The sequence below is a fragment of the Phenylobacterium sp. Root1290 genome, assembly GCF_001425305.1.
GTDB lineage: Bacteria > Pseudomonadota > Alphaproteobacteria > Caulobacterales > Caulobacteraceae > Phenylobacterium.
The window spans coordinates 874,098-897,144 of the sequence record NZ_LMEE01000001.1 but is presented as its reverse complement, the minus strand read 5'-3'; the positions used below and the strand labels follow the sequence as shown (position 1 = coordinate 897,144).

Below are 23,047 nucleotides of genomic sequence, written 5' to 3'. Positions count from 1 at the left end.
GTCATGCCGGTGGTGTCTCATATGCTTGAGGACTTCATCGAACATCGGATGACAGGAGCGCGATATGGGTCTGCTGGACAGCATTCTGGGCGGCGCGGGCGATGGCGAGGGCTCGCCGATCGGCGCGATCACTGACCTTCTGGGCGCGCAACAGGGCGGCCTGGGCGGCCTGCTGGGCGCCTTCGAACAGGGCGGCCTTGGCGAGATCGCAAAATCCTGGATCTCGACCGGCGGCAATCTGCCGATCTCGGCCGAGCAGATCCAGTCGGTGCTGTCATCTGGCATGCTGGCGGACTTTGCGGCCAAGCTGGGAGTCGATCCGCAGGTCGCGGCCGGCACGCTGGCCCAGGTCCTGCCTCAGGTGATCGATCACCTGACGCCTGACGGCCAAGTGCCCACGGGTGGTCTCGGCGGCGCGCTGGGCGGTCTAGGCGGCCTGGGCGGCATCGCCGACATCCTGGGCAAGCTCAGGGGCTAGGGTCGCTGGACCACCAGCGTCTGAGCCGGCGAAGAACGCGCCAACTCATATAGATCACGCCGAGCGAGCAGATCAGCAGCACCAGAGCCACAGCGATGGCGATGTGCGGCTGGCTGAGCACCAGCCATAGACCGCCGGCGGTCACCACGTCCTCGAAGCCGCTCACGGCGATGTTGCTGACCGGCTCGGGGCTGGTGTTGACCGCGGCGCGGGCGCTGGCCTTGGCGCTGTGGCTGAGCAGCGCCGCCCCGCCGCCGAGCATGAACACCACGACCTGCCAGGCCGGGTCGGAGGCGTCGACGACGGCCAGGGCCAGCAAGGCGCCGCCCAGCGGTCGGATCAGCGTATGGGCGCCGTCCCACAGGCTGTCGAACCACATGACCTTATCGGCGAACAGTTCAGCGGTTGCGCCCAGCAGAGCGACGCCGATCACCCATGGATTGGCCAGGGCGTCGAGCGCCTGGATCTTCTGGGGCAGGTCGATGAGCCCATAGCGCATGGCCAGGCCCGCTGCAGCGATGCAGGCGTACAGCCGCCAGCCCGCCAGAAAGCTCAGACTTGCGGCCACCCCGACCAGCTCGACCGCGCCCATGGCCCGATCTCCCAGCAGCTTCTCCAGGTCACGCTAACGCTGATCAACTGCAAGGAGAAGCGCTCAGCGCTGGAAGTTGTAGATGTAGGCGTCCTGCAACATGTTGTTCTCACGCATGAAGACCGCCATCGACTCGTAGGTGGCCGTCCGCACCGTGCCGTCCTGGTCGTCGGTGCGAAGCCGCTGGTCGGCGATCGGTCCGAACAGCCGGACCACGGCGTTGGTCTTCACGATGGTCGGCTTATAGTGGGCCTTCAGGTTTGTGGTGATCCGCTGCGGGTCGTCGGTCTGCCAGATCGCCGCGCCGATGACGTTGAGCATGAAGTTGTTGCAGTTCTGGTACTTGCGCGCCCACGGATTGGCGACCAGCGAGTACTCGGGATTGTGGACCTTCTGGTAGGTCGGGCTGTCGATGACGGCCAGGATCCGCCGTTGCATCTCTGGGCTCGGAATGATCACGGCCATGTCGTCGACCGTCGATCCACGCGTGAAGTCGAGCGGGAAGTCCTGCACCAGCCGGCTTTCGATCTTCGACCAGCCTTGGCCGTCGCCGGCATAGAGGTTGTAGACCGCGTAGCCCTTCACCGTTCCGCCGTCGGCGGTCTTGATGTCGCGGTACACCCAGAATGCGCCATGGGTGTAGGCGATGCCTTCGGGGAGCTGGTCGCGCATGCGCCCGGCGCGGAAGACCATGGCCACCCGCGCGCCCTTGGACGCGAGGTCGCGTTCGACCTGCTTGGAGAACGAGGCCGCCTGCTCGGCGGTGAAGTGCGGGGCGATGACGCGCGCCGAGCTGTCCTGGGCATAGGCGGGCGCAGCCGTGGCGCTCAGCGCCGCCGCTGCGAGAAGGGCGTGGATCGGTTTCATCAGGGGGTCGGTTTCTGCGCGTTGTAGGGAACGGCGGGCATCGGGTCTGGCGAGACCACGACCTTGTCGTCGACCTTCAGCGGGCCGGACGCGAACTCGGCCGAGGCGCCGGCGGCTTCCGAAAGACCCGCGCCGCCGGCCACGGAGCCGGCGCCTGCGGTGGCGACGGCCGAGCCGCCGACGACCGACGCTCCGGCCGCGACGCTGACCGGCACCGCGGCGACGCCGACCACGGCCTGCACGCCGGAGGCGGTGAGATGGCCGGCGACCTCGGACGAGGCGCCGCCAGCGGCCGAGGCGTTGGCCGCGCTGTCCTGCGCTAGGACCGGTCCACTCATGGCCGCCAGGGCGATGACCGAAAGTACGAGAGTACGCATGGGATCAACCTCCGAGACACATAAGGTGCAGCTAGAGTCGCGCCTGAATTGCGGCAATCTCTTTGCGACGAATCAGATCTCCAGCTCGACGACAAGCGGGACGTGGTCCGACGGCTTCTCCCAGCCGCGGACGTCCTTGTGGATCACGCAGCCGCGCAACAGGTCCATCGCCTGGGGCGAGAGCAGGGCGTGGTCGATACGGATGCCGTTGTTCCGCTGCCAGGCGCCGGCCTGGTAGTCCCAGAAGGTGTAGGCGCCGGGCGAGCCGTCGATGGCCATGTAGGCTTCGGTCAGGCCAAGCCACTGCAGGGCTCTGAACGCCTCTCGGCTCTGGGGCTGGAAGAGGGCGTCGCCCAGCCAGTTCTCCGGATGGGCCGCGTCGCGCGGTTCGGGAATGACGTTGTAGTCGCCGACCAGGGCCAGCGGCTCCTCATAGCTCAGCAATTCGCGGGCGTGCGCGTTCAGCCGCGCCATCCAGCGGATCTTGTAGTCGAACTTCTCGGTTCCGATCGGATTGCCATTGGGCAGGTATATCGAGGCCACGCGGACGGGGCGGGGCCCGCTGATCACGGCCTCCAGATAGCGGGCCTGTTCGTCGGTGTCGTCGCCGGGCAGGCCCTTGCGGACGTCCTCCAGCGGCGCCTTCGAAAGGATCGCGACGCCGTTGTAGGTCTTCTGCCCGTGGACGGCGACGTTGTAGCCCAGCCGCTCGAACGCCTCGGCCGGAAACTTCTCGTCGACGCACTTGATTTCCTGCAGGCAGGCGACGTCGGGAGCGGCCTCCTCGAACCAGCGCAGCACCGTCTCAATGCGTGCGTTGACAGAATTTACGTTCCAGGTCGCGATACGCATCGACTGCTCCAGCTTGGGGTCCGGACGCTAGAGGCGCCGGTTCTTGGGCTCAAGCCCCGCGAACGTACGTGACGTTGTCGCGATGATGGTCTAGCTACCTGCGACCAAATGTCATTGCACGGGGGTACTCATGTCGCGTTTTGCAAAGCTGGCCATGGTCGGCGCAGCGGTGCTGACTGCGGCGCCGGTTGGAGCGTTCGCCCAGGGCCGTCCGGCCAAAGCGTCCAACGCCCAGAAAATGCAGGAAGCGGCGTCGGCTGAAGTGCCGCGCTGCACCCGCAAGCTCGGCACGCTTTCGATCACCAACGGCGACGATCCGCGCGGTTGGAACCAGTACAACCTGGCCCCGCCCGCCAAACTGCTGCGCTCGATCGTGCAGAAGTCGGGCTGCTTCAACCTGGTGGACCGCGGCGCGGGCCTCAATGCGGCGCAGGCCGAGCGCGACATCGGTTCGGGCCTGGGCATGCAACGCGGCTCGAACGTCGGCCAAGGCCAGATCAAGGCCGCCGACTACGTGCTGGTCGCCGAAGTGCAGGCCGCTGACGGCAATGCGGGCGGTTCGGCCCTGGCCGGAATCGCCGGCGGCTTGATCGGTGGCACCGCCGGCGCGCTCGTGGGCGGCATCAAGACCCGCAAGCTGGAAGCCAACACCGTGCTGTCGCTGACCAACGTCCGCACCACGGAAACCGTGTCGGTGACCGACGGCTATGCGGTGAAGAACGACATCGGCTGGAGCGCCGGCGGCGGCGGCTTCGGCTCGACTGGCTTCGGCGGCGCCGTCGGCGGCGGCTACGAGGACACCGAGACGGGCCGCATCGTCACCCTGTCCTTCATCCAGGCCTATTCGAAGATGGTCAACGAGCTGGGCCTGGTGTCCACCTCGGCCGGCGCGGCCCAGGCCTCGCCGACCAAGACCTTCACCGCGACGGCTCCCGTCAACATGCGCCGCTCGCCCGACGCCAAGGGCGCCATGGTCCGCGCGCTGCAGCCGGGCGCGATTCTCTATCCGACCGGCCAGAAGGAAGGCCTCTGGTGGGAAGTGGCTGACGAGAACGACAATGTCGGCTGGGTGCTGAACACCAAGCTCGAACCCTCGCGCTAAGGGTTCGAAGAGGGCGGGGGCCGCGGCTCCCGCCCTTTTTGATTCAGGCTAGATCGAGAAGCTGACGCCGCAGCCGCAGCTGGACTTGGCGTTGGGGTTGCGGATCTTGAACTCCGCGCCGGCCAGTTCATCGACGAAGTCGATCTCCGAGCCCTTGAGCAGCACCAGCGACATCTCGTCGACCAGGGCCGCGGCGCCGTCGCGTTCGATCTTCAGATCGTCGGGCTGGGCCGCGTCCACCAGGTCGAACTGGTACTGGAAGCCCGAGCAGCCGCCGCCCTCGACTGCAATGCGCAGCATGATCGGCTTGCCTTCGGAGGCGCCGATGTCGTGCAGCCGCTGGGCGGCCGCGGGCGAAAGGGTGAGTTCGGTCGTAGTCATACTGCGGAAAACCTCTGCCTGGACTATATGAGGTCGCCAAGCCCTTCGTCCAAGGGGCGTTGTCATACCGAGACCAGATGATCCCTCCGCCCCGCGCGCCGTATGCCGAAGATTCGTCCAAATCCCTGGGGCGCAAGGTCGCCGAACCGGAGAGCCGGACCCGCACGCCGTTCGCGCGCGACCGCGATCGGATCATCCATGCGACGGCGTTTCGGCGACTCAAGGAGAAGACTCAGGTCTTCGTGGCGCATGAAGGCGACCATTTCCGCACTCGCCTGACCCATTCGCTGGAGGTCGCCCAGATCGCGCGCTCGGTCGCCACGGCGCTGGGTCTGGAAGCCGACCTGGCCGAGACCATCGCCCTGGCCCATGACCTCGGCCATCCGCCGTTCGGCCACGCCGGCGAGGACGAGCTGCAGATCCAGATGGAGAAGTACGGCGGCTTCGACCACAACGTGCAGACTTTCCGGGTCGTGTCGAAGCTGGAGCGCCGCTATCCGGGCTGGGAAGGCCTGAACCTGACCTGGGAAACCCTGGAAGGCGTCATCAAGCACAACGGCCCGGTGGCCGATAAGCTCGGCCGCCCGTCCTGGAACGCGATCGCCGAGTTCGACAAGGACTACGACCTGCGCCTGTCCACCTGGGCGTCCGCCGAGGCCCAGGTCGCGGCTCTCGCTGACGACATCGCCTACAACAACCACGATGTGGATGACGGCGTCGCGGCCGGTCTCTTCACGCTGGACGACCTGCTGGACGTGCCGCTGATCGGGCCGATTCTGGAGGGGGTCTACAAGGACTATCCGGGGCTCGATCCGGTCATCACGCGTCTGGAGGCCGTGCGGCGCATGATTGGCGCCATGGTCGACGATGTACTGGCTGAGACCCATCGCCGCGCCCTGGAGGCGAAGGTCGCCTCGGCCGAGGACGTCCGCAACATGGACCACGCCCTCGTTTCCTTTTCGCGGGACATGCTCGAGGACCTGTCGCGGCTGCGCGAGTTCCTGATGAACCGCATGTACCGCTACTGGAAGGTCAATCGAACCCGTAGCCAGGCCCGCCGCATTCTTGCCGAGATGTTCCAGTTGTTCATGGCTGAACCTGACGTCTTGCCGACGGAGTGGTTCGCTCGCTCGCAGAACCGCGACGAGGCCGGGCGGGCGCGAGTGGTGTGCGACTACATCGCGGGCATGACCGACCGGTTCGCCATCGAAGAGCACCGCCGACTTTTCCACCTCGACGTCTGGAATTAGGCGTCAGGGCGGCTTCGAAGCCCGGTCCCCTTCGGTAAACTCACCGAAACGCCGCGCGCGATTCGCGCTGCGGCCACCCGAGCTTTTCTTCGGAGCCTTCTATGTCCGACCCCGATCGCGGCGCCTACACGCCCCCGACCGACGCGCCTCTGTCCTTCGACGCGCGCCAGCCGGTGCGCGGCGGTGGCCCTGCGCCCGTCATGCTGATCCTGAGCGCGCTGGTGCTGATCGCGCTCGTCGTCGCCATCATCATGTTCTACCGCTCGGGCGTGCGTGAGGCGGGCCAACCGCCTCGCACCGTCGGCGCGCCCGTCGCCGAGATGAAGGCCGCGCCGCCGGCCGAGGCCCAGCCCGCCGATCCGGCCGAAGGCCTGCAGATCTATCACACCGAGCAAGGGCAGGCGGCTCCCGCCACGCCGAACTTCACCGCGCCGCCGGAGCAGCCCCAAGCCCGCCCGGCTCCGGTCGCCGTGCAGCCGCCGCCGCGCCCGGCGCCGACCTCGCCGGTTTCGGCCGCGCCGATCCCGCCGACCACGTCCACCGGCCTGAAGCCGGCTGTCGCGCCGCCTGCCGCGCCCGTCACCAAGGTGACGCCGCCGCCCGCGCCCAAATCGATCGACGCCGCGCTCAGCCAGGCCCCGGCGCCCAAGGCCGCCGCCGGCGGCGCGGCCTCGGTGCAGATCGGCGCCTTCTCGTCGCAGTCGCTGGCCGATTCCGAATGGAACAAGGCCGTCGCGGTCGCCCCCGGCGCTGCGGCCGGCAAGGGCAAGCGCGTTGAGGCGGTGCAGAAGGGCTCTTCGACGCTCTACCGCACTCAGGTCACCGGCTTCGCCAGCCGCGCCGACGCCTCGGCCTTCTGCGACAAGCTGAAGGCGGCCGGCAAGAACTGCTTCGTGAAGTGACCAGCGCCGCGATCCTCGGCTGTTCGGGGCTTAGCCTCTCGCGGGAGGAGGACGCCTTCTTCCGCGACGTTCAGCCGTGGGGTTTCATCCTCTTCGCCCGCAACGTCGAGTCGCCCGACCAGGTGCGCAAGCTGGTCGACCAGCTTCGCGCCACGGTCGACCGGCCAGATGCGCCGGTGCTGATCGACCAGGAGGGCGGCCGGGTCCAGCGCCTGGGGCCGCCGCACTGGCGGCGCTATCCGCCGGGTCGCGCCTATGGCGACCTGCCGAGCAACGACCCTCTGCTGCGGCGGGAGATCACCCGGCTGGGCGCGCGCCTTCTGGCGCATGATCTGGCGGAGCTGGGCATCAATGTGGACTGCGTGCCGGTCCTCGACGTGCCGGTCGCCGGCGCGCACGACGTCATCGGCGACCGCGCCTACGCCAAGACCCCCGACGGCGTCGCGCTGTTGGGCCGCGCGGCCTGTGAGGGCCTGATCGCGGGCGGGGTGCTGCCGGTCATCAAGCACATCCCCGGCCATGGCCGAGCCAAGGCCGACAGCCATCACGACCTGCCGGTGGTCGATACGCCGTACGACGAGCTCGACGCCTGGGACTTCGCACCGTTCAAGATGCTGTCGGACATGCCGATGGCGATGACCGCCCACGTCGTCTACGCCGAGGTCGACGCCAAGCGTCCGGCCACGACCTCCAAGAAGGCCATGCGCGAGGTCATCCGCGGGGCGATCGGCTTCGATGGCCTGGTGATGAGCGACGACCTGTCGATGAAGGCCCTCGGCGGCGAGTTCGCGGAACGTGCGCGCGCCTCCCTGGCGGCGGGCTGCGACGTGGTCCTGCACTGCAATGGCGACATGGCCGAGATGAAGGCGGTGCTCGCCGGGACCAAGGCTCTGTCCGGTCAGGCCGCGCGCCGCGCCAAGGCCGCGTTGGGCCGCTTGGCCAAGGTCCCCGAGCCGTTCGATCTCGCCGAAGCTCGGGCCCGGTTCGATGCGGCGTTCGACGGCAGGTGGGCTGCGTGAGCGCCTTCCAGCCCACTCTGGACTTCGAAGCGGCCAACACCGCGGCCGAGGACGGAGATGCGCTGGTCATCGACATCGAAGGTTACGAAGGCCCGTTGCACGTCCTTCTGGCCCTGGCCCGCAACCAGAGGGTCGATCTTCTCCAGCTCTCGATCACCAAGCTGGCCGACCAGTACCTGGCCTTCGTCCAGCAAGCGCGCCGGGTGCGCTTTTCCCTGGCCGCCGACTACCTCGTCATGGCCGCCTGGCTCACCTATTTGAAGTCGCGGCTGCTGCTGCCCAAGCCCGAACGGCCCAAGGCCGAGGAGATGCCCGCCGAGGAGATGGCCGCTCAGTTGGCCTTCCGCCTGGCCAAGCTCGATGCGATGCGCAAGGCCGCCGACGCCCTGCGCGACGGCGCTCAGCTTGGCCGCGAGATATTCGTCCGCGGCGACCCCGAAGCGATCAAGGTCATCCCGTCGACCCGTCTTGAGGGCGACCTCTATGGGCTGATGAGCGCCTATATCGACCAGCGCCGCAAGGAGCAGGGCCGCCACTACACGCCGCGCGTCCAGCAGGCCTATCCGCTGGAGGACGCCCGCGACCGCCTGCGTCACATGCTGCCCGACCTCGATCGCTGGACCCCGCTCAACGGCGTCGCGCCGCTGCGGCCGGTGGGGGAGGGGCCGAGCCAAGCCTCCTATGTCGCCTCGACGCTGTCGGCCAGCCTCGAGCTCGTCAAGGAAGGCGCGCTCGAGACCCGTCAGCTCGAGGCGTTCGCGGACATCTATCTGCGCGCCCGCAAGGAGCTGCGTCCGTGAGCGGCGACACCGAACGCCAGATCGAGGCGCTGCTGTTCGCAGCCGCAGCTCCGCTCAGCGTCGAAGATCTCGCCAAGCGCCTGCCGGCGAATGCGGACGTCGATGCGGCGATCGGGGCCCTGCAGAAGACCTATGAGGGCCGAGGGGTCGAACTGGCCTGCATCGCCGGGCGCTGGCGCTTCCAGACCGCGCAGGATCTGGCCTTCCTGATGACCGAGGAGCGCGAGGAGCCGCGGCGCCTGTCCAAGGCGGCGCAGGAGACGCTTGCGATCATCGCCTACCATCAGCCCGTCACCCGGGCCGAGATCGAGTCCGTGCGCGGGGTGCAGGCCAGCAAGGGCACGCTCGACGTGTTGCTGGAGCTGGGGCTTGTCCGCATGCGGGGACGTCGGCGCACGCCCGGGCGACCGGTGACCTACGGCACCACCGACGCCTTCCTGGAGCACTACGGCCTCGCCCAGCTGAGCGATCTGCCGGGAATCGCGGAGATGAAAGCGGCGGGGCTGCTCAGCCTTGACCTGCCGCCTGACTTCAATGTGCCCAACCCGTCGGGTCTCGGATTGCCTGAAGAAGACCCGCTTGAGGACGATGCGCCCGAATTTCACACTGATTTCCTGGGCGAGGACGATCCGGCGCACTAGGACGCGTTGGCGTCTTGCCGTGTGACGGACTATATTCCGGTCTGACAGGGGACGGGTGTGCGGCCGAAGGTGGCCGCCGACGTTAAGGAGTTTGGCCTTATGGGCTCATTTTCGATTTGGCATTGGCTGATCGTTCTGGTCGTCGTCGCGCTGCTGTTTGGCGGCCGCGGGAAGCTTTCGGGGATCATGGGCGACGCCGCCAAGGGCATCCGCGCGTTCCGGGACGGCCTTAAGGATGAGCCGACGACCACCGCCGACGCCTCCAAGCCGCTCCCCAAGGAGCACGAGAAGGATGAGGCTCGCGGCTGATCTAGCCGTATTCCCGAAGATTTCGCCCGCGCCGGTTCCGACCGGCGCGGGCTCTTACGTCTAGGCTGCCTTACGAATGCTTCCCGAGATCGGCGGGCTTGAACTCCTGGTCATCGCGGCGGTCGCTCTGATCGTCGTGGGACCCAAGGACCTGCCTGTGATGCTGCGCAAACTCGGCCAGTTCACGGCCAAGATCCGCGGCATGGCCAATGAGTTCCGCGCCAGCTTCGACGAGATGGCGCGCCAGTCCGAACTGGACGAGCTCCGCAAGGAGGTCGAGGCCATGCGCCGCGGCCAGCTAGCCGACACCGCCGCAGCCGACGCCTCCAAGGCCCAGGTCGACCAGGTGTTCAAGGAGATCGGCGACAGCCTGGAAGGCTCCGGCGTGCAGTTCCCGCCCTCCGCCAGCCAGGCCTACGAGCCGCCGGCGCCTGAGCCGGTGGCGCCGGCCCCCGTCATCGAGGAGGCCAAGCCGCGCGCGCCCCGCGCCGCCAAGCCGAAGACGGAAGCCGCCGCCAAGCCCAAGCCCGCCAAGGCTGCGGCGCCCAAGGCGAAGGCCGCGCCCAAGCCCAAGGCTGGAGCCAAGGCGTGAGCAGTCCCTACGATCACGACGAATCCGAGATCGAAGCCTCCCGCGCGCCGCTGCTGGATCACCTCGTCGAGCTGCGCTCGCGCCTGATCATCTGCGTGATCGCCATGGCGCTCGGATTTGCGATCTGCTTCGCGTTTTCCAAGCAGATCTACATGTTCCTGCTGCACCCCTTCGCGATCGCCGCCCAGTTGCTGGCGGCCGAGCAGGCGGCGCACGCCCAGCAGGCCGCAGGCTTCGACCTTGTGAAGTTCCTTTCCGGCACCAGGGACCTGTTTCTGGCCCTGATCGGTGCGCGCGAGGTCCCCGACGTCGCGGGCGCCGAGAAGCTCAAGCTGGTGTTCACCGCGCCGCTCGAGTTCTTCTTCACCAAGCTCAAGCTGGCCGGGTTCGGCGCCGTGGTGCTGACGTTCCCGGTCCTCGCCTGGCAGGTCTACGGCTTCGTGGCGCCTGGGCTCTACAAGCGCGAGCGCAAGGCGTTCCTGCCGTTCCTGCTGGCCTCGCCCAGTCTGTTCCTGATGGGCGCGGCGCTGGTCTACTACGTGATCCTGCCGTTCGTTCTGTGGTTCTCGCTGTCCCAGCAGATCGTCGGCGACGCCGGAATCTCGGTCGAGCTGTTGCCCAAGGTCTCGGACTATCTGAGCCTGGTCACGACCCTGCTGCTCGCCTTTGGCCTCTGCTTCCAGTTGCCGGTGGTGCTGACGCTGCTGGGCATGGCGGGCATGATCTCGTCCAAGGCGCTGTCGGCGGGCCGCCGCTACGCCATCGTCGGGGTGTTCGTGGTCGCCGCCGTGGTGACGCCGCCCGATCCGATCAGCCAGACCATGCTCGCCGTGCCGATCATCCTGCTCTACGAGATTTCGATCTGGTGCGTGCGGCTCATCGAGACCCGCCGCAAGCGCGAGGAAGACGAGGCGGGCACGGACGTCGTGGCGATCTAGCGCCCGCACGAGGGGTTGGCCCGCTAACCAACGCGCTCTAGAGAAGTCCGCTCACTCCCACCTGTGGCGGACCCATGCACGATATCCGAGCCATTCGCGAAACCCCTGAGCTTTACGAGAAAGCATGGGCTGCGAAGGGCCGTTCCGGCGCCGCCGCCCAGGCCGTTGAACTGGACGCCAAGCTCCGCGCCGCCAAGCTCGCGCTGGAGACGGCGCAGAGCCGCCGCAACGAAGCCTCCAAGCTGATCGGCCAAGCCAAGGCCAAGAAGGACGAGGCCGAGGCCCAGCGCCTGATGGCCGAGGTCGAGCAGGTGAAGGGCGTTCTGGCCGAACAGGCCGAGGTCGAACGCGCTGTCTCGGCTGAACTGCACGACCTGCTCGCCGCCCTGCCGAACATTCCGCTGCCGGACGTGCCGGTCGGCGCCGACGAGCATCAGAACGTCGAGGCCCGCCGCTGGGGCGAGCCCTACGCGATCGCCAATCCGAAGGACCATGTCGATCTGGGCGAAGCGATGGGGCTCGTCGACTTCGAGGCCGCGGCCCGCATGAGCGGTGCGCGCTTCGTGGTGCTGAAGGGCCAGGTCGCCCGCCTGGAACGTGCCATCGGCCAGTTCATGCTCGACCTGCAGACGCAGGTGCACGGCTACACCGAGGTCTCGCCGCCGCTGCTGGTCAACGACGCGGCCGCCTATGGCACCGACAAGCTGCCGAAGTTCGCCGATGACCTCTTCAAGACCACGGACGGCCGTTGGCTGATCCCGACCGCCGAGGTTCCGCTGACCAGCATGGTCATGGACCAGATCGTGGCCGAGGAAGAGCTGCCGCTGCGCATGACCGCGCTGACGCCGTGCTTCCGCTCGGAGGCCGGCGCCTCGGGCCGCGACACCCGCGGCATGATCCGCCAGCACCAGTTCTACAAGGTCGAGCTGGTCTCGATCACCGCCCCGGACAAGTCCGAGGAAGAGCACGAGCGGATGGTCGGCTGCGCCGAGGCGGTCCTCAAGGCGCTGGAACTGCCGTTCCGCACGATGCTGCTCTGCACCGGCGACATGGGCTTCGGCGCCCGCAAGACCTACGACCTCGAGGTCTGGATCCCCTCGGAAGGCCGCTACCGCGAGATCAGCTCCTGCTCGAACTGCGGTGACTTCCAGGCCCGGCGGATGAACGCCCGGACCAAGAAGGCCGGCGAGAAGGGCACCCGCTTCGTCCATAGCCTCAACGGTTCGGGGCTGGCGGTCGGCCGCACCCTCGTCGCGGTCATGGAGAATTATCAGGACGAAAACGGCCGCATCGCCATTCCGCAGGCGCTGCACCGCTATCTCCCCGGCCTGACGCACATCGGTGGCGAATGAAAATCCTCCTGACCAACGACGACGGCATCCATGCTGAAGGCCTCGTCGCGCTGGAGAACATCGCCCGCGCCCTGACTGATGACGTCTGGATCTGTGCGCCCGAGTACGAACAATCGGGCGCCAGCCGTGCTCTAACCCTCTCCGATCCGGTGCGCGTGCGCCGTCTGGACGAGCGCCGCTTCGCCACGACCGGCACGCCGACCGACTGCGTGATGCTGGCGGTGAGCGAACTTATGGGCGCAGAGCGCCCTGATCTGGTGCTTTCGGGCGTCAATCGCGGCGCCAACCTGGCCGAGGACGTGACTTTGTCGGGCACCGTCGCCGGCGCCATCGAGGGCATGGCCCTCGGCATCCCGTCCATCGCCCTCTCGCAGACCGGATGGCCGCTGATCGACGGTCAGGACATGTTCGCGCCGTCCGAGCGCTTTGCTCCGGGCATCGTCAAGCGGCTGGTCGAGATCGGCTGGCCCAAGGACGTGGTGATGAACGTCAACTTCCCGTCCCGCGCGCCGGAGGAGATCACCGAGGTCGAGGTCACCCGCCAGACCTTCCGCAACGTGGCCGTGCGTCACGCCGAGAAGCGCACCGACCTGCGAAACCGCGACTATTACTGGATGGGCTTCCGCCACGAAATGTCGCAGCCGGACGAAGGGACGGACCTGCGGGCCATCTACGACGGTAAGATTTCCGTCACCCCCTTGCATATCGACCTGACTCACGCCGAAACCGTCTTTCGCCTGAAGGGCGTGCTCGGGGGCGCGCCGCCGAAGGCCTGAGGCGAACATGGCCAAGCAAGACGACAACAGCGGAGAGGGGCGGGACGTCCAGCTTGCGCGCCTGGTGCTGGCTCTGCGTTCGCAGGGCGTCAGCGATCCCGCGGTGCTGGCTGCGCTCGAATCCACGCCGCGCGAGCTGTTCACGCCAGACCTGTTCAAGGAACGGGCTTTCGAGGATTCGGCCCTGCCGATCGCCTGCGGCCAGACGATCAGCCAGCCGTTCATCGTCGGCCTGATGAGCCAGGCCCTGCAGGTCGAGCCGCGCTCGCGCGTGCTCGAGATCGGCACCGGCTCCGGCTACCAGACCACGATCCTCTCCAAGCTCGCCCGGCTGGTTTACACCGTCGAGCGCTACCGCACCCTGCTGGGGGAGGCGGAGGGCCGCTTCAAGCAACTGGGTCTGACCAACGTCATCACGCGTTTCGGCGACGGCGGCCTGGGTTGGCCAGAGCAGGCGCCTTTTGACCGCATTTTGGTCACGGCGGCGGCGCCGGATGAGCCCAAGGCACTGCTTTCACAACTGAAACCTTCGGGCATCCTGGTGGCGCCCGTGGGCAAGGGGCCGGTGCAGAAGCTGATCCGATACCTCGGCGACGGGGCGGGCGGTTTCCGGGCCGAAAACATGACTGACGTCCGCTTCGTTCCTCTGCTCGACGGCGTCGCCAAAGAGCCGTGAGGCACGACTAATTGGGTGGCCTGGGCGTCGGCCGTAACCCATCATTAACCCTGACGCCTCGACTGATTCCGATCCAATGTTCTCCGGAGCGGCGATGACGCTTTCTCTTTCGCGTACGGTTCTATTCCTCCTGGCCGGCACGGCGCTCACCGCCTGCACCACGGCCGAGCCCATGCGCCCGAACTTCCCGACCCGGCCCAATCCGGCGCCCAGCCAACCGCCGCCTGCCTCGCCGCCGGTGGTTCGGCCAGACGAGGGCGCGCTCGCGCCGCGTCCCACGCCGCCGGTCCAGTCCACGCCGCTGCCCAGCATCCAGCCGGCGCAGCCGCTGCCTCCGCCTCCGCCCTCGACTCCTCCGGCGATGCAGACCGTGACCCGCACGACCGTGGCCGGCCGCGTGGTCGACACCGCCGGGCCGGCCAAGGACTACACCGTCAAGTCGGGCGACAACCTCGACGCCATCGCCCGCAGCCTCGGCACGGACCGCAGGCTGCTGGCCGAGGCCAATGATCTGAAGGCGCCCTACGCCCTGCGTCCGGGCCAGGTGCTGAAGGGCCCCAAGGGCTCCAACGTGAAGGCCTATGTGGTGGAGTCCGGCGACACCTTGTTCGCCATCGCCCGCCGGTTCAGCGTCACCGCCGCGGCGATCGCCGAGGCCAACGAGCGCGAGGTCGAGGCCCCGCTCTCGCCCGGCCAGCGCCTGATCCTGCCGGACGGCTACAAGGACAAGGGTCCGACGGTCGTCCGCACCCAGGTCCCGGTGTCTTCGAGCGGCCCGGCGCCGTACCAGCCTCCGGCGAGCCCGCCGCGCACCACCCAACCCGCCCCGCCGACGCCTGTCGTGGACGAGCCGCAGACCACCGTCCGCATGCGCGTGACCGGCAAGGTGGTCGAAACGACCGGCAAGCCGAAGACCTACACGGTCAAGAAGGGCGACAATCTCGACGCCATCGCCCGCGACCTGGACACCACCCGCAAGGACCTGGCCGACGACAACAAGCTGAAGGCGCCCTACGCCCTGCAGCCGGGACAGGTGCTCAAGGGACCGGCGACCAAGGCCAAGGCCTATGTCGCGGGCCAGGGCGACACCATGGCGCTGATCGCGCGGCGTTTCGGCGTGACTCAGAAGGCTCTGGCGGACGCCAACGGCCTGCGGGTCGGCGCGTCGATCAAGTCGGGCCGGCAGGTGATCTTGCCTTCTGGCTATCGCGACCGTGGCGCGATCCGCGAGGAAGTCGCCGCGCCGCGGCCGACGCCTGCGCCCTTGCCGCCTGCGCCGACGCCATACCAACCGCCGGCGACCCCATACCAACCACCGGCGACCCCATACCAACCACCGGCGACTCCCTACCAGCCGCCGTCGACGCCATATCAGCCGCCGTCCACGACGACCCCGACGCCCGCGCCGACGCCTCCGCGGCCTGCGCCGCCGCCGCCCAGGCCCACGACGCCCGCACCGGTCACGCCGGCGCCTGCGCCGACGACCGGGACGCCGACCGACGCGCAGATCTCCAGCTTCGGCCGTGGACGCTTCGTCTGGCCGGTGCGCGGCGACATTGTCTCGGACTACGGCCCCAAGGGCACCGGCCAGCGCAACGACGGCATCAACATCCGTGCGCCGCAGGGCGAGACGGTCCGCGCCGCGGCCGCCGGCGATGTGGTCTATGCCGGCGACCAGGTGCCCGGCTTCGGCAATCTGGTGCTGGTCAAGCACACCGACGGCTGGGTCACCGCCTATGGCCACCTGGCCCGCGTCGACGTGAAGATGCAGCAGAAGGTCGTGCAGGGACAGCAGGTCGGCCAGGCCGGTTCCACCGGCGGGGTCTCCGAACCTCAACTGCACTTTGAGGTCCGCTACGCCCCGACGCCGCAGGAACGCGCGCGCCCGATCGATCCCAAGCTCGTGCTGCCGAAATAGGAGTCCCGGTTCCTCTTCCTACGAGGAGGAACCGTCCATCCTTAGAGGGGCAGGGACTTTCCCTGTTCGCCGGCCAGGTCGCGGATGAACTGATAGGCGACGCGGCCTGAGCGCGAGCCGCGCAATTGCGCCCACTGCAGCGCGCGGCGGTCGAGTTCCGGATCGCCCAGCCCATAGCGCTTGGCATAGGCGTTGACCGCGGCCAGGTAGGTCGCCTGGTCCATCGGCGGGAAGCCGACCCACAGCCCGAAACGATCCGAGACGCTGACCTCTTCCTCGGCGTCCTCCGCCGAGGCGACCAGGCCGCGGTCCTCGGTGTTGGTGCGCGGCATCAGGTGCCGGCGATTGGACGTGGCCACGAACAGCACATTGGTCGGCGGGCCCGAGACGCCGCCCTCCAGCGCCGACTTCAGCGCCTTGGCGGCCGCCGCGCCTTCCTCGAACGACAGGTCGTCGCATAGCACCACGAACCGCTCGCTGCGGCCCCGCAGCACGTCGAACAGGGCCGGCAGTTGGGTGACCTCGTCACGGTCGACCTCGACCAGCTTCAGGTCCGGCGCGGACTGCACGACCTGCATGAAGGCGGCCTTGGTCAATGAGCTCTTGCCGGTGCCGCGTACGCCCCAGAGCAGCGCGTGGTTGCTCGGCACGCCGCGAGCGAAGCGCTCCAGGTTCTCAAGGAACCGCGCTTTCTGGCGATCGACGCCCAGCAGGGAATCGAGCGGCAGCGGATAGTCGGGCGCAGGATGGAAGGCGCCGGTCACGGGATCGTGCCGGAACAGGCGGGCTCCGTCGAACGCCGGGGCTACCTTGGCCGGAGGAGCCAAGCGTTCCAGGGCTTCGGCGATACGGACGAGAACTGGCTTCAACGCGTCTTCCATGGCGAAGGTGCTTAGCCGCACGGCGCTTCCATTGCAAAACGAAGACGCAGCGCATAGCTTCCGCCGACTTGAAATCCGGGCCGAGACGCGCCCGACTTATGAGCTTCGGAGCGCCATGTTCGCCACGCCCGCCTTCGCCCAAACCGCCGCCGGCGCCCCTACGGGCGGTCCGCAGGACCTGCTGATCCAGTTCCTGCCGCTCGTCGGCCTCGTCGTCCTGTTCTACTTCCTGATGATCCGCCCGCAGCAGCGCCGGATGAAGCAGCACCAACAGATGATCACCAACCTGAAGCGCAACGACACCGTCGTGCTGAACTCGGGCGTGGTCGGCAAGGTGGTGCGCGTCGAGGACAAGGAAGTCGGCCTCGAAATCGCCCAAGGCGTCACGGTAAAGGTGGTCAAAGGCATGATCGCCGAGGTCCGCGTCCGCGGCGAACCGGCTGCGGCCAACGACCCCAAGGCCTAAGGGCTCGACGCACACATGATCAATCTTTCGCGCTGGAAGGTGATCGCCGTTGTATTTGCGGCGATCTTCGGCGTGGTGTTCACCCTGCCGAACATGCTGCCCGCCAATGTGCGCGACAGCCTGCCGGGGTTCATGCCCAAGCAGACCCTGAACCTCGGCCTGGACCTGCAGGGAGGCTCGCACCTCCTGCTGGAAGTGGACACCGCCGCGCTCAAGCAGGAGAAGCTCTCCAACCTCCTGGAAGACGTGCGCACCCAGCTGCGCGAGGCCAATATCCCCTTTGCCGAACTGCGCCTGGTCAATGACCAGGTCAGCGTTCTGATCAACGATCCGGCTCAGGCCAACACCGCGGTCAACAAGCTGCGCAGCACGGTGGCCGCCGCGACGGCCGGTGCGCCGGGCGGCAGCGGGATCACCGTCGCCGCCGAGGGCGGCGGCCGGATTCGGCTGTCGCTGTCTCAGGACGCGATGAACGCCGAGGCCGGCCGCGCGGTCGATCAGTCGATCGAGATCCTGCGCCGCCGGATCGACGAACTGGGCACCAAGGAGCCCACCATTGTCCGTCAGGGCGTGAACCGCATCGTGGTTCAGGCGCCTGGCGAAAGCGATCCGCAACGTCTGCGCGACGTGATCGGCCAGACCGCCAAGCTGACCTTCCAGATGGTCGACGAGACGGTCACCCCGGAAGACATGGCTGCCGGCCGCGTGCCTCCCGGTTCGCAGGTCTATCCGGCCGACGACGGATTCTCGCAGTCCTACGTCCTCAAGAAGCGCGCGCTGGTCACCGGCGAGATGCTGACCGACGCCCAGCAGCAGTTCGACCAGCAGTCGGGCCAGCCCGTCGTGTCGTTCCGCTTCAATGGCCAGGGCGCGCGCCGGTTCGCCGACGCCACCTCGCAGAACCTCGGCAAGCGCTTCGCCATCGTCCTCGACGGCAAGGTGATCTCGGCGCCCGTGATCCAGAGCGCGATCACCGGCGGCAACGGTCAGATCAGCGGCAGCTTCACGCCGCAGAGCGCCAATGACCTCGCCATCCTGCTGCGCGCCGGCGCTCTGCCGGCTCCGCTGAAGGTCGAGCAGCAGTCGACCGTCGGGGCCGAACTCGGCGCCGACGCCGTCAGGGCCGGCATCATCTCGCTGGCTATCGGCGGCGTGGCGATCATCGTCTTCATCATCCTGGCCTATGGGCTGTTCGGCGTGTTCTCCGCGATCGCGCTGATCGTGAACGTGTTGCTGATCTTGGGGATCATGTCGCTCACACAGGCGACGCTGACCTTCCCCGGCATCGCCGGCCTGATCCTGACATTGGCCGTGGCCGTCGACGCCAACGTGCTCATCTACGAGCGGATACGGGACGAAGCGCATGCGGGCAGGTCGCCCATATCGGCGCTTGAACACGGCTATTCGCTGGCCTTGGTCTCGATCATGGACGCCAACATCACCAGCGCCATCTCCGCGCTGATCATGTTCCAGTTCGGCTCGGGCCCGATCCGCGGCTTCGCCTGGACGCTGCTCATCGGGGTCATCACCTCGGTGTTCACCGCCGTCGTCATCACTCAAGTGCTTATCGGTCTGTGGTTCCGCGCCACCCGGCCGAAGGCTCTGCCGATCGTCTAGGGTTCGAGAACATGTGGCCTCTGATCCGACTTCTACCGCGCGAGTTTCACTTCAACTTCGTGCGGCTCGCGCCCTATGCGGCGATCTTCTCGGCGATCCTCATCGCGCTCTCGGGCGTGTCGTTCTTCACCAAGGGCCTGAACCTGGGCATCGACTTCATCGGCGGTTCGATGATCGAGGTGCAGACGCCGGGCCCCGTCGACATCGGCGCGCTTCGCCAGACCATGATGCGCGTCGGCGGCGAGGACGCGCAGGTCCAGCAGTTGGGCGCGCCCAACGGGGCCATGCTGCGTTTCCGCACCGCGGAGGGCGTCGACCCCGTCGAAGGCGCCCAGCGCATCAAGAATGAGCTGTCGAAGACCTTCCCGGGCATCACCTTCAAGAAGGTCGAGGTCGTCGGCCCCAAGGTCTCAGGCGAACTGATGACCAGCGGCTTCCTGGCCCTGGGCGTCGCGGTGTTCCTGATGCTGCTCTACATCTGGTTCCGCTTCCAGTTGCAGTTCGGCCTGGGCGCCGTGGTCGGGGTGTTCCACGACGTGCTGCTGACCTTGGGCATGTTGTCGCTGACGCACCTTGAGTTCTCGGTGACCTCGATCGCCGCCTTGCTCACCGTCATCGGCTACTCGATGAACGAGAAGGTCATCACCTTCGACCGACTTCGCGAAAACCTGCGCAAGTACAAGACCGCGCCGCTCGCCGACATCATCAACAAGTCGGAGAACGAACGTCTGTCCCGCACCCTGATCACCGGCACCACGGCGATCCTGGCGCTGTCCGGCGCGGTGTTCTTCGGCGGCCCGGTGCTCTTCCCGCTGGTCATCACCATGGTGTTCGGCGTCGTCGTCGGGACTTACTCGTCGATCTACGTGGCCCTGCCGATCATCCTGCTCTGGGGTGTGAAGCGCGGCGACGAGCCCGCCGAGCCCCTCAAGCCCATGGCCGCCCGCTAGGCGCGCCATGGCCAGGGACGCTCCCCAGATCGACGCGTACGGAGACGGCGGCTTCCGCCTCTCCACCGGCCGGCACGAGGGCTCCCTGCTGATCTTGCGCGACGAGGCCAGGGTCTGGCCCGTCCGCTCGATGGCCGACCTGACGCCCGAGCACTTCGCCGATGTGATCGAGGTCGGCCGCTCGGACGTCGAATTCGTGCTGCTGGGGGCCGGGCACGCCAATGCTCTGCCGCCGCGGCCGGTCCGAGACGCCCTTCAGCGGGCCGGGATCGGGCTGGAATTCATGGACACCGCCGCCGCCTGCCGGCTCTACAACATCCTCACGGCCGAGGGCCGCAAGCTCGCCGCTGCATTGATTGCGGTCTAGCTTGGCTTTTCGCCTGTGGCGAAACGCCCTATATCCGGGCTCAGGGCTGGAATCGTGAGGGGCTAAATCCATGCAGGGACTGCTGTCCAACTTCCGCAACACCATGATTGTGAGCTTCGTGCTCTCGGTCGTCATGGTCGTCGGGTACATGAGCCACTACGGCTCGACCGACGGCATCTTCTGGCAAGCCGTGTTCCGCTGGATGCACACCTTCTTCGGCATTCTCTGGATTGGTCTGCTCTACTACTTCAACTTCGTCCAGATCCGTAAGATGCCGGATATCCCGGCCGAGCTGAAGCCGGCGGTCTCGAAGTACATCGCGCCCGAGGCGCTGTTCTGGTTCCGCTATGCGGCGCTCGCCACCTGGATCATGGGCGTGATCCTGGCCTGGAACCGCGGCTATCTGTTCCAGGCGTTCAGCCTGGGCGCTCTGGACGGCTTCCAGGTGCCGCAACACACCTTCATCGGCGTCGGCATGTGGCTGGCGACGATCATGTTCATCAACGTCTGGGTCTTCATCTGGCCGAACCAGAAGATCGCCTTGGGCCTGGTTGAAGGCGACGCCGACGCCAAGGCCAAGGCCGGCAAGCTGGCCATGCTGTTCTCGCGCACCAACACGCTGCTGTCGCTGCCGATGCTGGTCACCATGACTATGAACCAGACCATCTTCGGCTAGCCGCCGAAGCCGTCTAAGATCGGAAGGCCCGCCCATCCGGCGGGCCTTTTGCTTTTGTGTGATGTCCGAAAACGAACCCGCCACCGATCTCGACGACCAGGCCCGCCGGCTTGACCCGGAACGCTGGCTGTCGAGCCGCTTCATCGCAGACGCGGCCGCCCGCGCCGACGTCCTGGCGATCTACGCCTTCGACTATGAGCTGGCCCGAGCGCCGAAGGTGGCCTCCAACGCGCTGATGGGCGAGATTCGCCTGACCTGGTGGCGCGAGGTGCTGGACGAGGTCTTCGAGGGGCGGCCTGTCCGCCATCACCCGACCGCCCAGGCGCTGGCCGCCGCCATCGCCCGCCATGCTCTGCCGCGCGCCCCGCTGGAGGCGATGATCGACGCCCGCTACCGCGAGCTGGACGCCGCGCCCATGAACCTCGCCGACGCCCTGGAGTGGGCGCGCTCGTCCGCTGGCGGCGTGGCGCGGACGGCGGCGCTGGTCCTCGATCCCAATGCCGACCTCGTCAAGGCCGAGCGGGCGGGCGAGGCTTGGGCCATCGGCCTGCTGATGGGGACTGCGGGCATGGATGGAGAGGCCGCTCAGGCGGCTCTGGCCGAAGCCCTGGCGGCGGGGCAGGGGATGTCCGTCGCCGCTTTCCCGGCCGTCGCCCACGCGACCCTGGCGCGGGCCAGGGCGCAGGGACGGCGGGCCTCCGATCTGGAGGCGCGCCTTCGCCTGTTCTGGGCGACCGCCCGCGGGAGGCTCTAGCTACTCGGCCGCCATCGCCGTCGCCCCGGCGACCCAGGTTTCCAGATCGGCCAGGGCACGTTCACCGACCGCCAGCTTCTTGTTGCGGCCGCGTTCCTTGGCGCCGATCCGGCTGCCGTCGTCGCGGCGCTTGGGGCCGGCGGCTTCCAGCGGCGGCAACAGGCCGTAGTTGATGTTCATTGGCTGGAACGAGCCCTTGCCGGCGTCGATGTGGCCGCCGGTGATGTGGCCGATCAGGGCGCCGAGCGCGGTCGTGGCCGGCGGCGGGTCGATCGGACGGCCCAGGCGTTCGGCGGCGGCGAAACGGCCAGCCAGCAGGCCGACGGCGGCGCTCTCGACATAGCCTTCAACGCCGGTCACCTGGCCGGCGAAGCGCAGCCGGGGCTGGTTCTTCATCCGCAGTTGGGCGTCCAGCAGCTTGGGGCTGTTCAGGAAGGTGTTGCGGTGCAGGCCGCCCAGACGCGCGAAGACGGCCTTCTCCAGGCCCGGGATCGTGCGGAAGATCTCGGTCTGGGCCCCGTGCTTCAGCTTGGTCTGGAAGCCTACCATGTTCCACAACGTGCCCAGGGCGTTGTCCTGCCGCAGCTGAACGACGGCGTAGGCCTTGACCTCGGGGTTGTGGGCGTTGGTCAGGCCGACCGGCTTCATCGGCCCGTGGCGCAGGGTTTCGCGGCCGCGCTCGGCCATCACCTCGATCGGCAGGCAGCCGTCGAAATAGGGGACGTTCTCCCACTCCTTGAACTCGGACTTCGGTCCGGCCAGCAGCGCATCGATGAAGGCCTCGTACTGGGCCTTGTCCATGGGACAGTTGATATAGGCCGCCGTGTCGCCCGCCGGCCCGGCCTTGTCATAGCGCGACTGCCGCCAGCAGATGTCCATGTCGATGGAGTCGAAGTTCACGATCGGCGCGATGGCGTCGAAGAAGGCCAGCTCGCCTTCGCCGGTCAGGTCGAGGATCGCCGCCGACAGCGCGGGCGAGGTCAGCGGCCCGGTGGCCACGATCACGTTGTCCCACTCCGCAGGCGGCAGGCCGGCGATTTCCTCGCGGGCGATGGTCACCAGCGGGTGGGCCTCCAGCCGGGCCGTGACGGCCTGCGAGAAGCCGTCGCGGTCCACGGCCAGCGCGCCGCCGGCGGGGACCTGGTGGGCGTCGCCGCAGCTCATGATGATCGACGACAGCTTGCGCATCTCGTGATGCAGCAGACCGACGGCGTTGCCCGTCCAGTCGTCGGCGCGGAACGAGTTGGAACAGACCAGTTCGGCCAGGCCGTCGGTATGGTGCGCGTCGGTCTTACGGACCGGGCGCATTTCATGCAGGACGACCGGAACTCCGGCCTGAGCGACTTGCCAAGCGGCTTCGGAGCCAGCCAGGCCGCCGCCGACGATATGTACAGGTTGGATCGACATGCGTGACTAACTAGCAACGATCGTAACACTTCGCGAGCGGGGCCTTGCGGGCGTGCACGTCCCCCACCAGAGTCCGCAGCCAAACAGCGGCCGACTCGTTATTAGCG

At 67.7% G+C, this 23,047-nt stretch carries 27 protein-coding genes; 20 read left to right on the top strand and 7 right to left on the bottom strand.

The window, feature by feature from the left end; all coding sequences use genetic code 11:
- Positions 1–64: 64 nt before the first annotated feature.
- Entirely contained in the window at positions 65–478 is a 414-nt protein-coding gene (locus tag ASC79_RS04350; protein ID WP_056020197.1) for a YidB family protein, read from the top strand.
- On the opposite strand, the gene ASC79_RS04345 is transcribed toward ASC79_RS04350, so the two are convergent.
- The 4 genes from ASC79_RS04345 to xth all read right to left on the bottom strand — a co-directional run bounded on the left by ASC79_RS04345 (position 468) and on the right by xth (position 3,166).
- Entirely contained in the window at positions 468–1,070 is a 603-nt protein-coding gene (locus ASC79_RS04345; RefSeq protein ID WP_056020194.1) for a DUF4126 domain-containing protein, read from the bottom strand. The genes ASC79_RS04350 and ASC79_RS04345 overlap by 11 nt on opposite strands.
- A 63-nt stretch (positions 1,071–1,133) precedes the next feature.
- Positions 1,134–1,937, bottom strand: a complete 804-nt coding sequence (locus ASC79_RS04340) for a DUF2145 domain-containing protein (RefSeq protein WP_056020191.1) — start codon at positions 1,935–1,937, stop codon at positions 1,134–1,136.
- The gene (locus ASC79_RS04335; protein ID WP_056020187.1) at positions 1,937–2,314 is read right to left on the bottom strand and encodes a hypothetical protein; all 378 of its coding nucleotides are present in this window, start codon (positions 2,312–2,314) and stop codon (positions 1,937–1,939) included. Before ASC79_RS04335 ends, ASC79_RS04340 begins: the two co-directional genes overlap by 1 nt.
- Before the next feature lie 72 nt (positions 2,315–2,386).
- Positions 2,387–3,166: an exodeoxyribonuclease III gene (xth, locus tag ASC79_RS04330; protein ID WP_056020185.1), complete on the bottom strand. Its 780-nt coding sequence runs from the start codon at positions 3,164–3,166 to the stop codon at positions 2,387–2,389.
- Between the two features lie 130 nt (positions 3,167–3,296).
- On the opposite strand from xth, the gene ASC79_RS04325 reads away from it, so the two are divergent.
- Complete coding sequence (locus ASC79_RS04325; protein ID WP_082531929.1) at positions 3,297–4,268, top strand: CsgG/HfaB family protein; 972 nt, start codon at positions 3,297–3,299, stop codon at positions 4,266–4,268.
- A 48-nt stretch (positions 4,269–4,316) separates the two neighbouring features.
- On the opposite strand, the gene erpA is transcribed toward ASC79_RS04325, so the two are convergent.
- The gene (gene erpA / locus ASC79_RS04320; RefSeq protein ID WP_056020182.1) at positions 4,317–4,649 is read right to left on the bottom strand and encodes an iron-sulfur cluster insertion protein ErpA; all 333 of its coding nucleotides are present in this window, start codon (positions 4,647–4,649) and stop codon (positions 4,317–4,319) included.
- 77 nt (positions 4,650–4,726) lie between these two features.
- Between erpA and ASC79_RS04315 the strand changes: the two genes are divergently transcribed.
- The 12 genes from ASC79_RS04315 (at position 4,727) to ASC79_RS04260 (ending at position 15,822) form a co-directional block, all read left to right on the top strand.
- Positions 4,727–5,899, top strand: a complete 1,173-nt coding sequence (locus ASC79_RS04315; RefSeq protein ID WP_056020179.1) for a deoxyguanosinetriphosphate triphosphohydrolase — start codon at positions 4,727–4,729, stop codon at positions 5,897–5,899.
- A gap of 101 nt (positions 5,900–6,000) precedes the next feature.
- Positions 6,001–6,801 (top strand): SPOR domain-containing protein, encoded by an 801-nt coding sequence (locus tag ASC79_RS04310; RefSeq protein WP_056020175.1) that lies wholly within the window; start codon positions 6,001–6,003, stop codon positions 6,799–6,801.
- Entirely contained in the window at positions 6,798–7,820 is a 1,023-nt protein-coding gene (gene nagZ / locus ASC79_RS04305) for a beta-N-acetylhexosaminidase (protein WP_056020172.1), read from the top strand. Before ASC79_RS04310 ends, nagZ begins: the two co-directional genes overlap by 4 nt.
- Positions 7,817–8,620 carry a ScpA family protein gene (locus ASC79_RS04300; protein ID WP_056021026.1) on the top strand — a complete coding sequence of 268 codons (804 nt, stop codon included), beginning with the start codon at positions 7,817–7,819 and terminating at the stop codon, positions 8,618–8,620. Before nagZ ends, ASC79_RS04300 begins: the two co-directional genes overlap by 4 nt.
- The gene (gene scpB / locus ASC79_RS04295; protein WP_056020169.1) at positions 8,617–9,261 is read left to right on the top strand and encodes an SMC-Scp complex subunit ScpB; all 645 of its coding nucleotides are present in this window, start codon (positions 8,617–8,619) and stop codon (positions 9,259–9,261) included. Before ASC79_RS04300 ends, scpB begins: the two co-directional genes overlap by 4 nt.
- Positions 9,262–9,360: 99 nt before the next feature.
- Positions 9,361–9,570, top strand: a complete 210-nt coding sequence (locus tag ASC79_RS04290; RefSeq protein WP_056020166.1) for a twin-arginine translocase TatA/TatE family subunit — start codon at positions 9,361–9,363, stop codon at positions 9,568–9,570.
- A 76-nt stretch (positions 9,571–9,646) separates the two neighbouring features.
- Positions 9,647–10,162, top strand: coding sequence for a Sec-independent protein translocase protein TatB (gene tatB, locus ASC79_RS04285; protein WP_056020163.1), 516 nt, complete (start codon positions 9,647–9,649; stop codon positions 10,160–10,162).
- Positions 10,159–11,100 carry a twin-arginine translocase subunit TatC gene (gene tatC, locus ASC79_RS04280; RefSeq protein ID WP_056020159.1) on the top strand — a complete coding sequence of 314 codons (942 nt, stop codon included), beginning with the start codon at positions 10,159–10,161 and terminating at the stop codon, positions 11,098–11,100. Before tatB ends, tatC begins: the two co-directional genes overlap by 4 nt.
- Positions 11,101–11,174: 74 nt before the next feature.
- On the top strand, positions 11,175–12,452 hold the full coding sequence (serS, locus tag ASC79_RS04275) for a serine--tRNA ligase (protein ID WP_056020156.1): 1,278 nt from the start codon (positions 11,175–11,177) through the stop codon (positions 12,450–12,452).
- Positions 12,449–13,228, top strand: a complete 780-nt coding sequence (gene surE / locus ASC79_RS04270; protein ID WP_056020153.1) for a 5'/3'-nucleotidase SurE — start codon at positions 12,449–12,451, stop codon at positions 13,226–13,228. The genes serS and surE overlap by 4 nt, the downstream gene beginning before the upstream one ends.
- 7 nt (positions 13,229–13,235) lie before the next feature.
- Entirely contained in the window at positions 13,236–13,904 is a 669-nt protein-coding gene (locus ASC79_RS04265; RefSeq protein WP_056020150.1) for a protein-L-isoaspartate(D-aspartate) O-methyltransferase, read from the top strand.
- 94 nt (positions 13,905–13,998) lie between these two features.
- Positions 13,999–15,822 carry a LysM peptidoglycan-binding domain-containing protein gene (locus ASC79_RS04260; protein WP_056020146.1) on the top strand — a complete coding sequence of 608 codons (1,824 nt, stop codon included), beginning with the start codon at positions 13,999–14,001 and terminating at the stop codon, positions 15,820–15,822.
- Between the two features lie 41 nt (positions 15,823–15,863).
- Here the strand turns inward: ASC79_RS04260 and ASC79_RS04255 are convergent, their stop codons facing one another.
- The gene (locus ASC79_RS04255; protein ID WP_056020143.1) at positions 15,864–16,703 is read right to left on the bottom strand and encodes an ATP-binding protein; all 840 of its coding nucleotides are present in this window, start codon (positions 16,701–16,703) and stop codon (positions 15,864–15,866) included.
- A gap of 115 nt (positions 16,704–16,818) precedes the next feature.
- On the opposite strand from ASC79_RS04255, the gene yajC reads away from it, so the two are divergent.
- The 6 genes from yajC (at position 16,819) to ASC79_RS04225 (ending at position 21,533) form a co-directional block, all read left to right on the top strand.
- Complete coding sequence (gene yajC / locus ASC79_RS04250) at positions 16,819–17,169, top strand: preprotein translocase subunit YajC (RefSeq protein WP_082531928.1); 351 nt, start codon at positions 16,819–16,821, stop codon at positions 17,167–17,169.
- A 15-nt stretch (positions 17,170–17,184) separates the two neighbouring features.
- A complete protein-coding gene (gene secD, locus ASC79_RS04245; protein ID WP_056020139.1) occupies positions 17,185–18,786 on the top strand; it encodes a protein translocase subunit SecD in 1,602 nt (533 codons plus the stop codon).
- An 11-nt stretch (positions 18,787–18,797) separates the two neighbouring features.
- Positions 18,798–19,736: a protein translocase subunit SecF gene (secF, locus tag ASC79_RS04240; protein WP_056020136.1), complete on the top strand. Its 939-nt coding sequence runs from the start codon at positions 18,798–18,800 to the stop codon at positions 19,734–19,736.
- A 7-nt stretch (positions 19,737–19,743) separates the two neighbouring features.
- Positions 19,744–20,103 carry an Mth938-like domain-containing protein gene (locus ASC79_RS04235; RefSeq protein WP_056020134.1) on the top strand — a complete coding sequence of 120 codons (360 nt, stop codon included), beginning with the start codon at positions 19,744–19,746 and terminating at the stop codon, positions 20,101–20,103.
- Between the two features lie 70 nt (positions 20,104–20,173).
- Complete coding sequence (locus ASC79_RS04230) at positions 20,174–20,779, top strand: urate hydroxylase PuuD (protein WP_056020130.1); 606 nt, start codon at positions 20,174–20,176, stop codon at positions 20,777–20,779.
- Positions 20,780–20,840: 61 nt separating this feature from the next.
- A complete protein-coding gene (locus ASC79_RS04225; RefSeq protein ID WP_056020125.1) occupies positions 20,841–21,533 on the top strand; it encodes a squalene/phytoene synthase family protein in 693 nt (230 codons plus the stop codon).
- Here ASC79_RS04225 and trmFO read toward each other — a convergent pair whose 3' ends face one another.
- Positions 21,534–22,940, bottom strand: a complete 1,407-nt coding sequence (trmFO, locus tag ASC79_RS04220; RefSeq protein WP_056020121.1) for a methylenetetrahydrofolate--tRNA-(uracil(54)-C(5))-methyltransferase (FADH(2)-oxidizing) TrmFO — start codon at positions 22,938–22,940, stop codon at positions 21,534–21,536.
- Positions 22,941–23,047 lie beyond the last annotated feature (107 nt).

Bases quoted from the DNA above. Each gene is read 5' to 3' on its own strand.
- ASC79_RS04350 (WP_056020197.1), top strand. From the start codon at position 65: ATGGGTCTGCTGGACAGCATTCTGGGCGGCGCGGGCGATGGCGAGGGC.
- ASC79_RS04345 (WP_056020194.1), bottom strand. From the start codon at position 1,070: ATGGGCGCGGTCGAGCTGGTCGGGGTGGCCGCAAGTCTGAGCTTTCTG.
- ASC79_RS04340 (WP_056020191.1), bottom strand. From the start codon at position 1,937: ATGAAACCGATCCACGCCCTTCTCGCAGCGGCGGCGCTGAGCGCCACG.
- ASC79_RS04335 (WP_056020187.1), bottom strand. From the start codon at position 2,314: ATGCGTACTCTCGTACTTTCGGTCATCGCCCTGGCGGCCATGAGTGGA.
- xth (WP_056020185.1), bottom strand. From the start codon at position 3,166: ATGCGTATCGCGACCTGGAACGTAAATTCTGTCAACGCACGCATTGAG.
- ASC79_RS04325 (WP_082531929.1), top strand. From the start codon at position 3,297: ATGTCGCGTTTTGCAAAGCTGGCCATGGTCGGCGCAGCGGTGCTGACT.
- erpA (WP_056020182.1), bottom strand. From the start codon at position 4,649: ATGACTACGACCGAACTCACCCTTTCGCCCGCGGCCGCCCAGCGGCTG.
- ASC79_RS04315 (WP_056020179.1), top strand. From the start codon at position 4,727: ATGATCCCTCCGCCCCGCGCGCCGTATGCCGAAGATTCGTCCAAATCC.
- ASC79_RS04310 (WP_056020175.1), top strand. From the start codon at position 6,001: ATGTCCGACCCCGATCGCGGCGCCTACACGCCCCCGACCGACGCGCCT.
- ASC79_RS04290 (WP_056020166.1), top strand. From the start codon at position 9,361: ATGGGCTCATTTTCGATTTGGCATTGGCTGATCGTTCTGGTCGTCGTC.
- tatB (WP_056020163.1), top strand. From the start codon at position 9,647: ATGCTTCCCGAGATCGGCGGGCTTGAACTCCTGGTCATCGCGGCGGTC.
- serS (WP_056020156.1), top strand. From the start codon at position 11,175: ATGCACGATATCCGAGCCATTCGCGAAACCCCTGAGCTTTACGAGAAA.
- surE (WP_056020153.1), top strand. From the start codon at position 12,449: ATGAAAATCCTCCTGACCAACGACGACGGCATCCATGCTGAAGGCCTC.
- ASC79_RS04265 (WP_056020150.1), top strand. From the start codon at position 13,236: ATGGCCAAGCAAGACGACAACAGCGGAGAGGGGCGGGACGTCCAGCTT.
- ASC79_RS04260 (WP_056020146.1), top strand. From the start codon at position 13,999: ATGACGCTTTCTCTTTCGCGTACGGTTCTATTCCTCCTGGCCGGCACG.
- ASC79_RS04255 (WP_056020143.1), bottom strand. From the start codon at position 16,703: ATGGAAGACGCGTTGAAGCCAGTTCTCGTCCGTATCGCCGAAGCCCTG.
- yajC (WP_082531928.1), top strand. From the start codon at position 16,819: ATGTTCGCCACGCCCGCCTTCGCCCAAACCGCCGCCGGCGCCCCTACG.
- secD (WP_056020139.1), top strand. From the start codon at position 17,185: ATGATCAATCTTTCGCGCTGGAAGGTGATCGCCGTTGTATTTGCGGCG.
- secF (WP_056020136.1), top strand. From the start codon at position 18,798: ATGTGGCCTCTGATCCGACTTCTACCGCGCGAGTTTCACTTCAACTTC.
- ASC79_RS04235 (WP_056020134.1), top strand. From the start codon at position 19,744: ATGGCCAGGGACGCTCCCCAGATCGACGCGTACGGAGACGGCGGCTTC.
- ASC79_RS04230 (WP_056020130.1), top strand. From the start codon at position 20,174: ATGCAGGGACTGCTGTCCAACTTCCGCAACACCATGATTGTGAGCTTC.
- ASC79_RS04225 (WP_056020125.1), top strand. From the start codon at position 20,841: ATGTCCGAAAACGAACCCGCCACCGATCTCGACGACCAGGCCCGCCGG.
- trmFO (WP_056020121.1), bottom strand. From the start codon at position 22,940: ATGTCGATCCAACCTGTACATATCGTCGGCGGCGGCCTGGCTGGCTCC.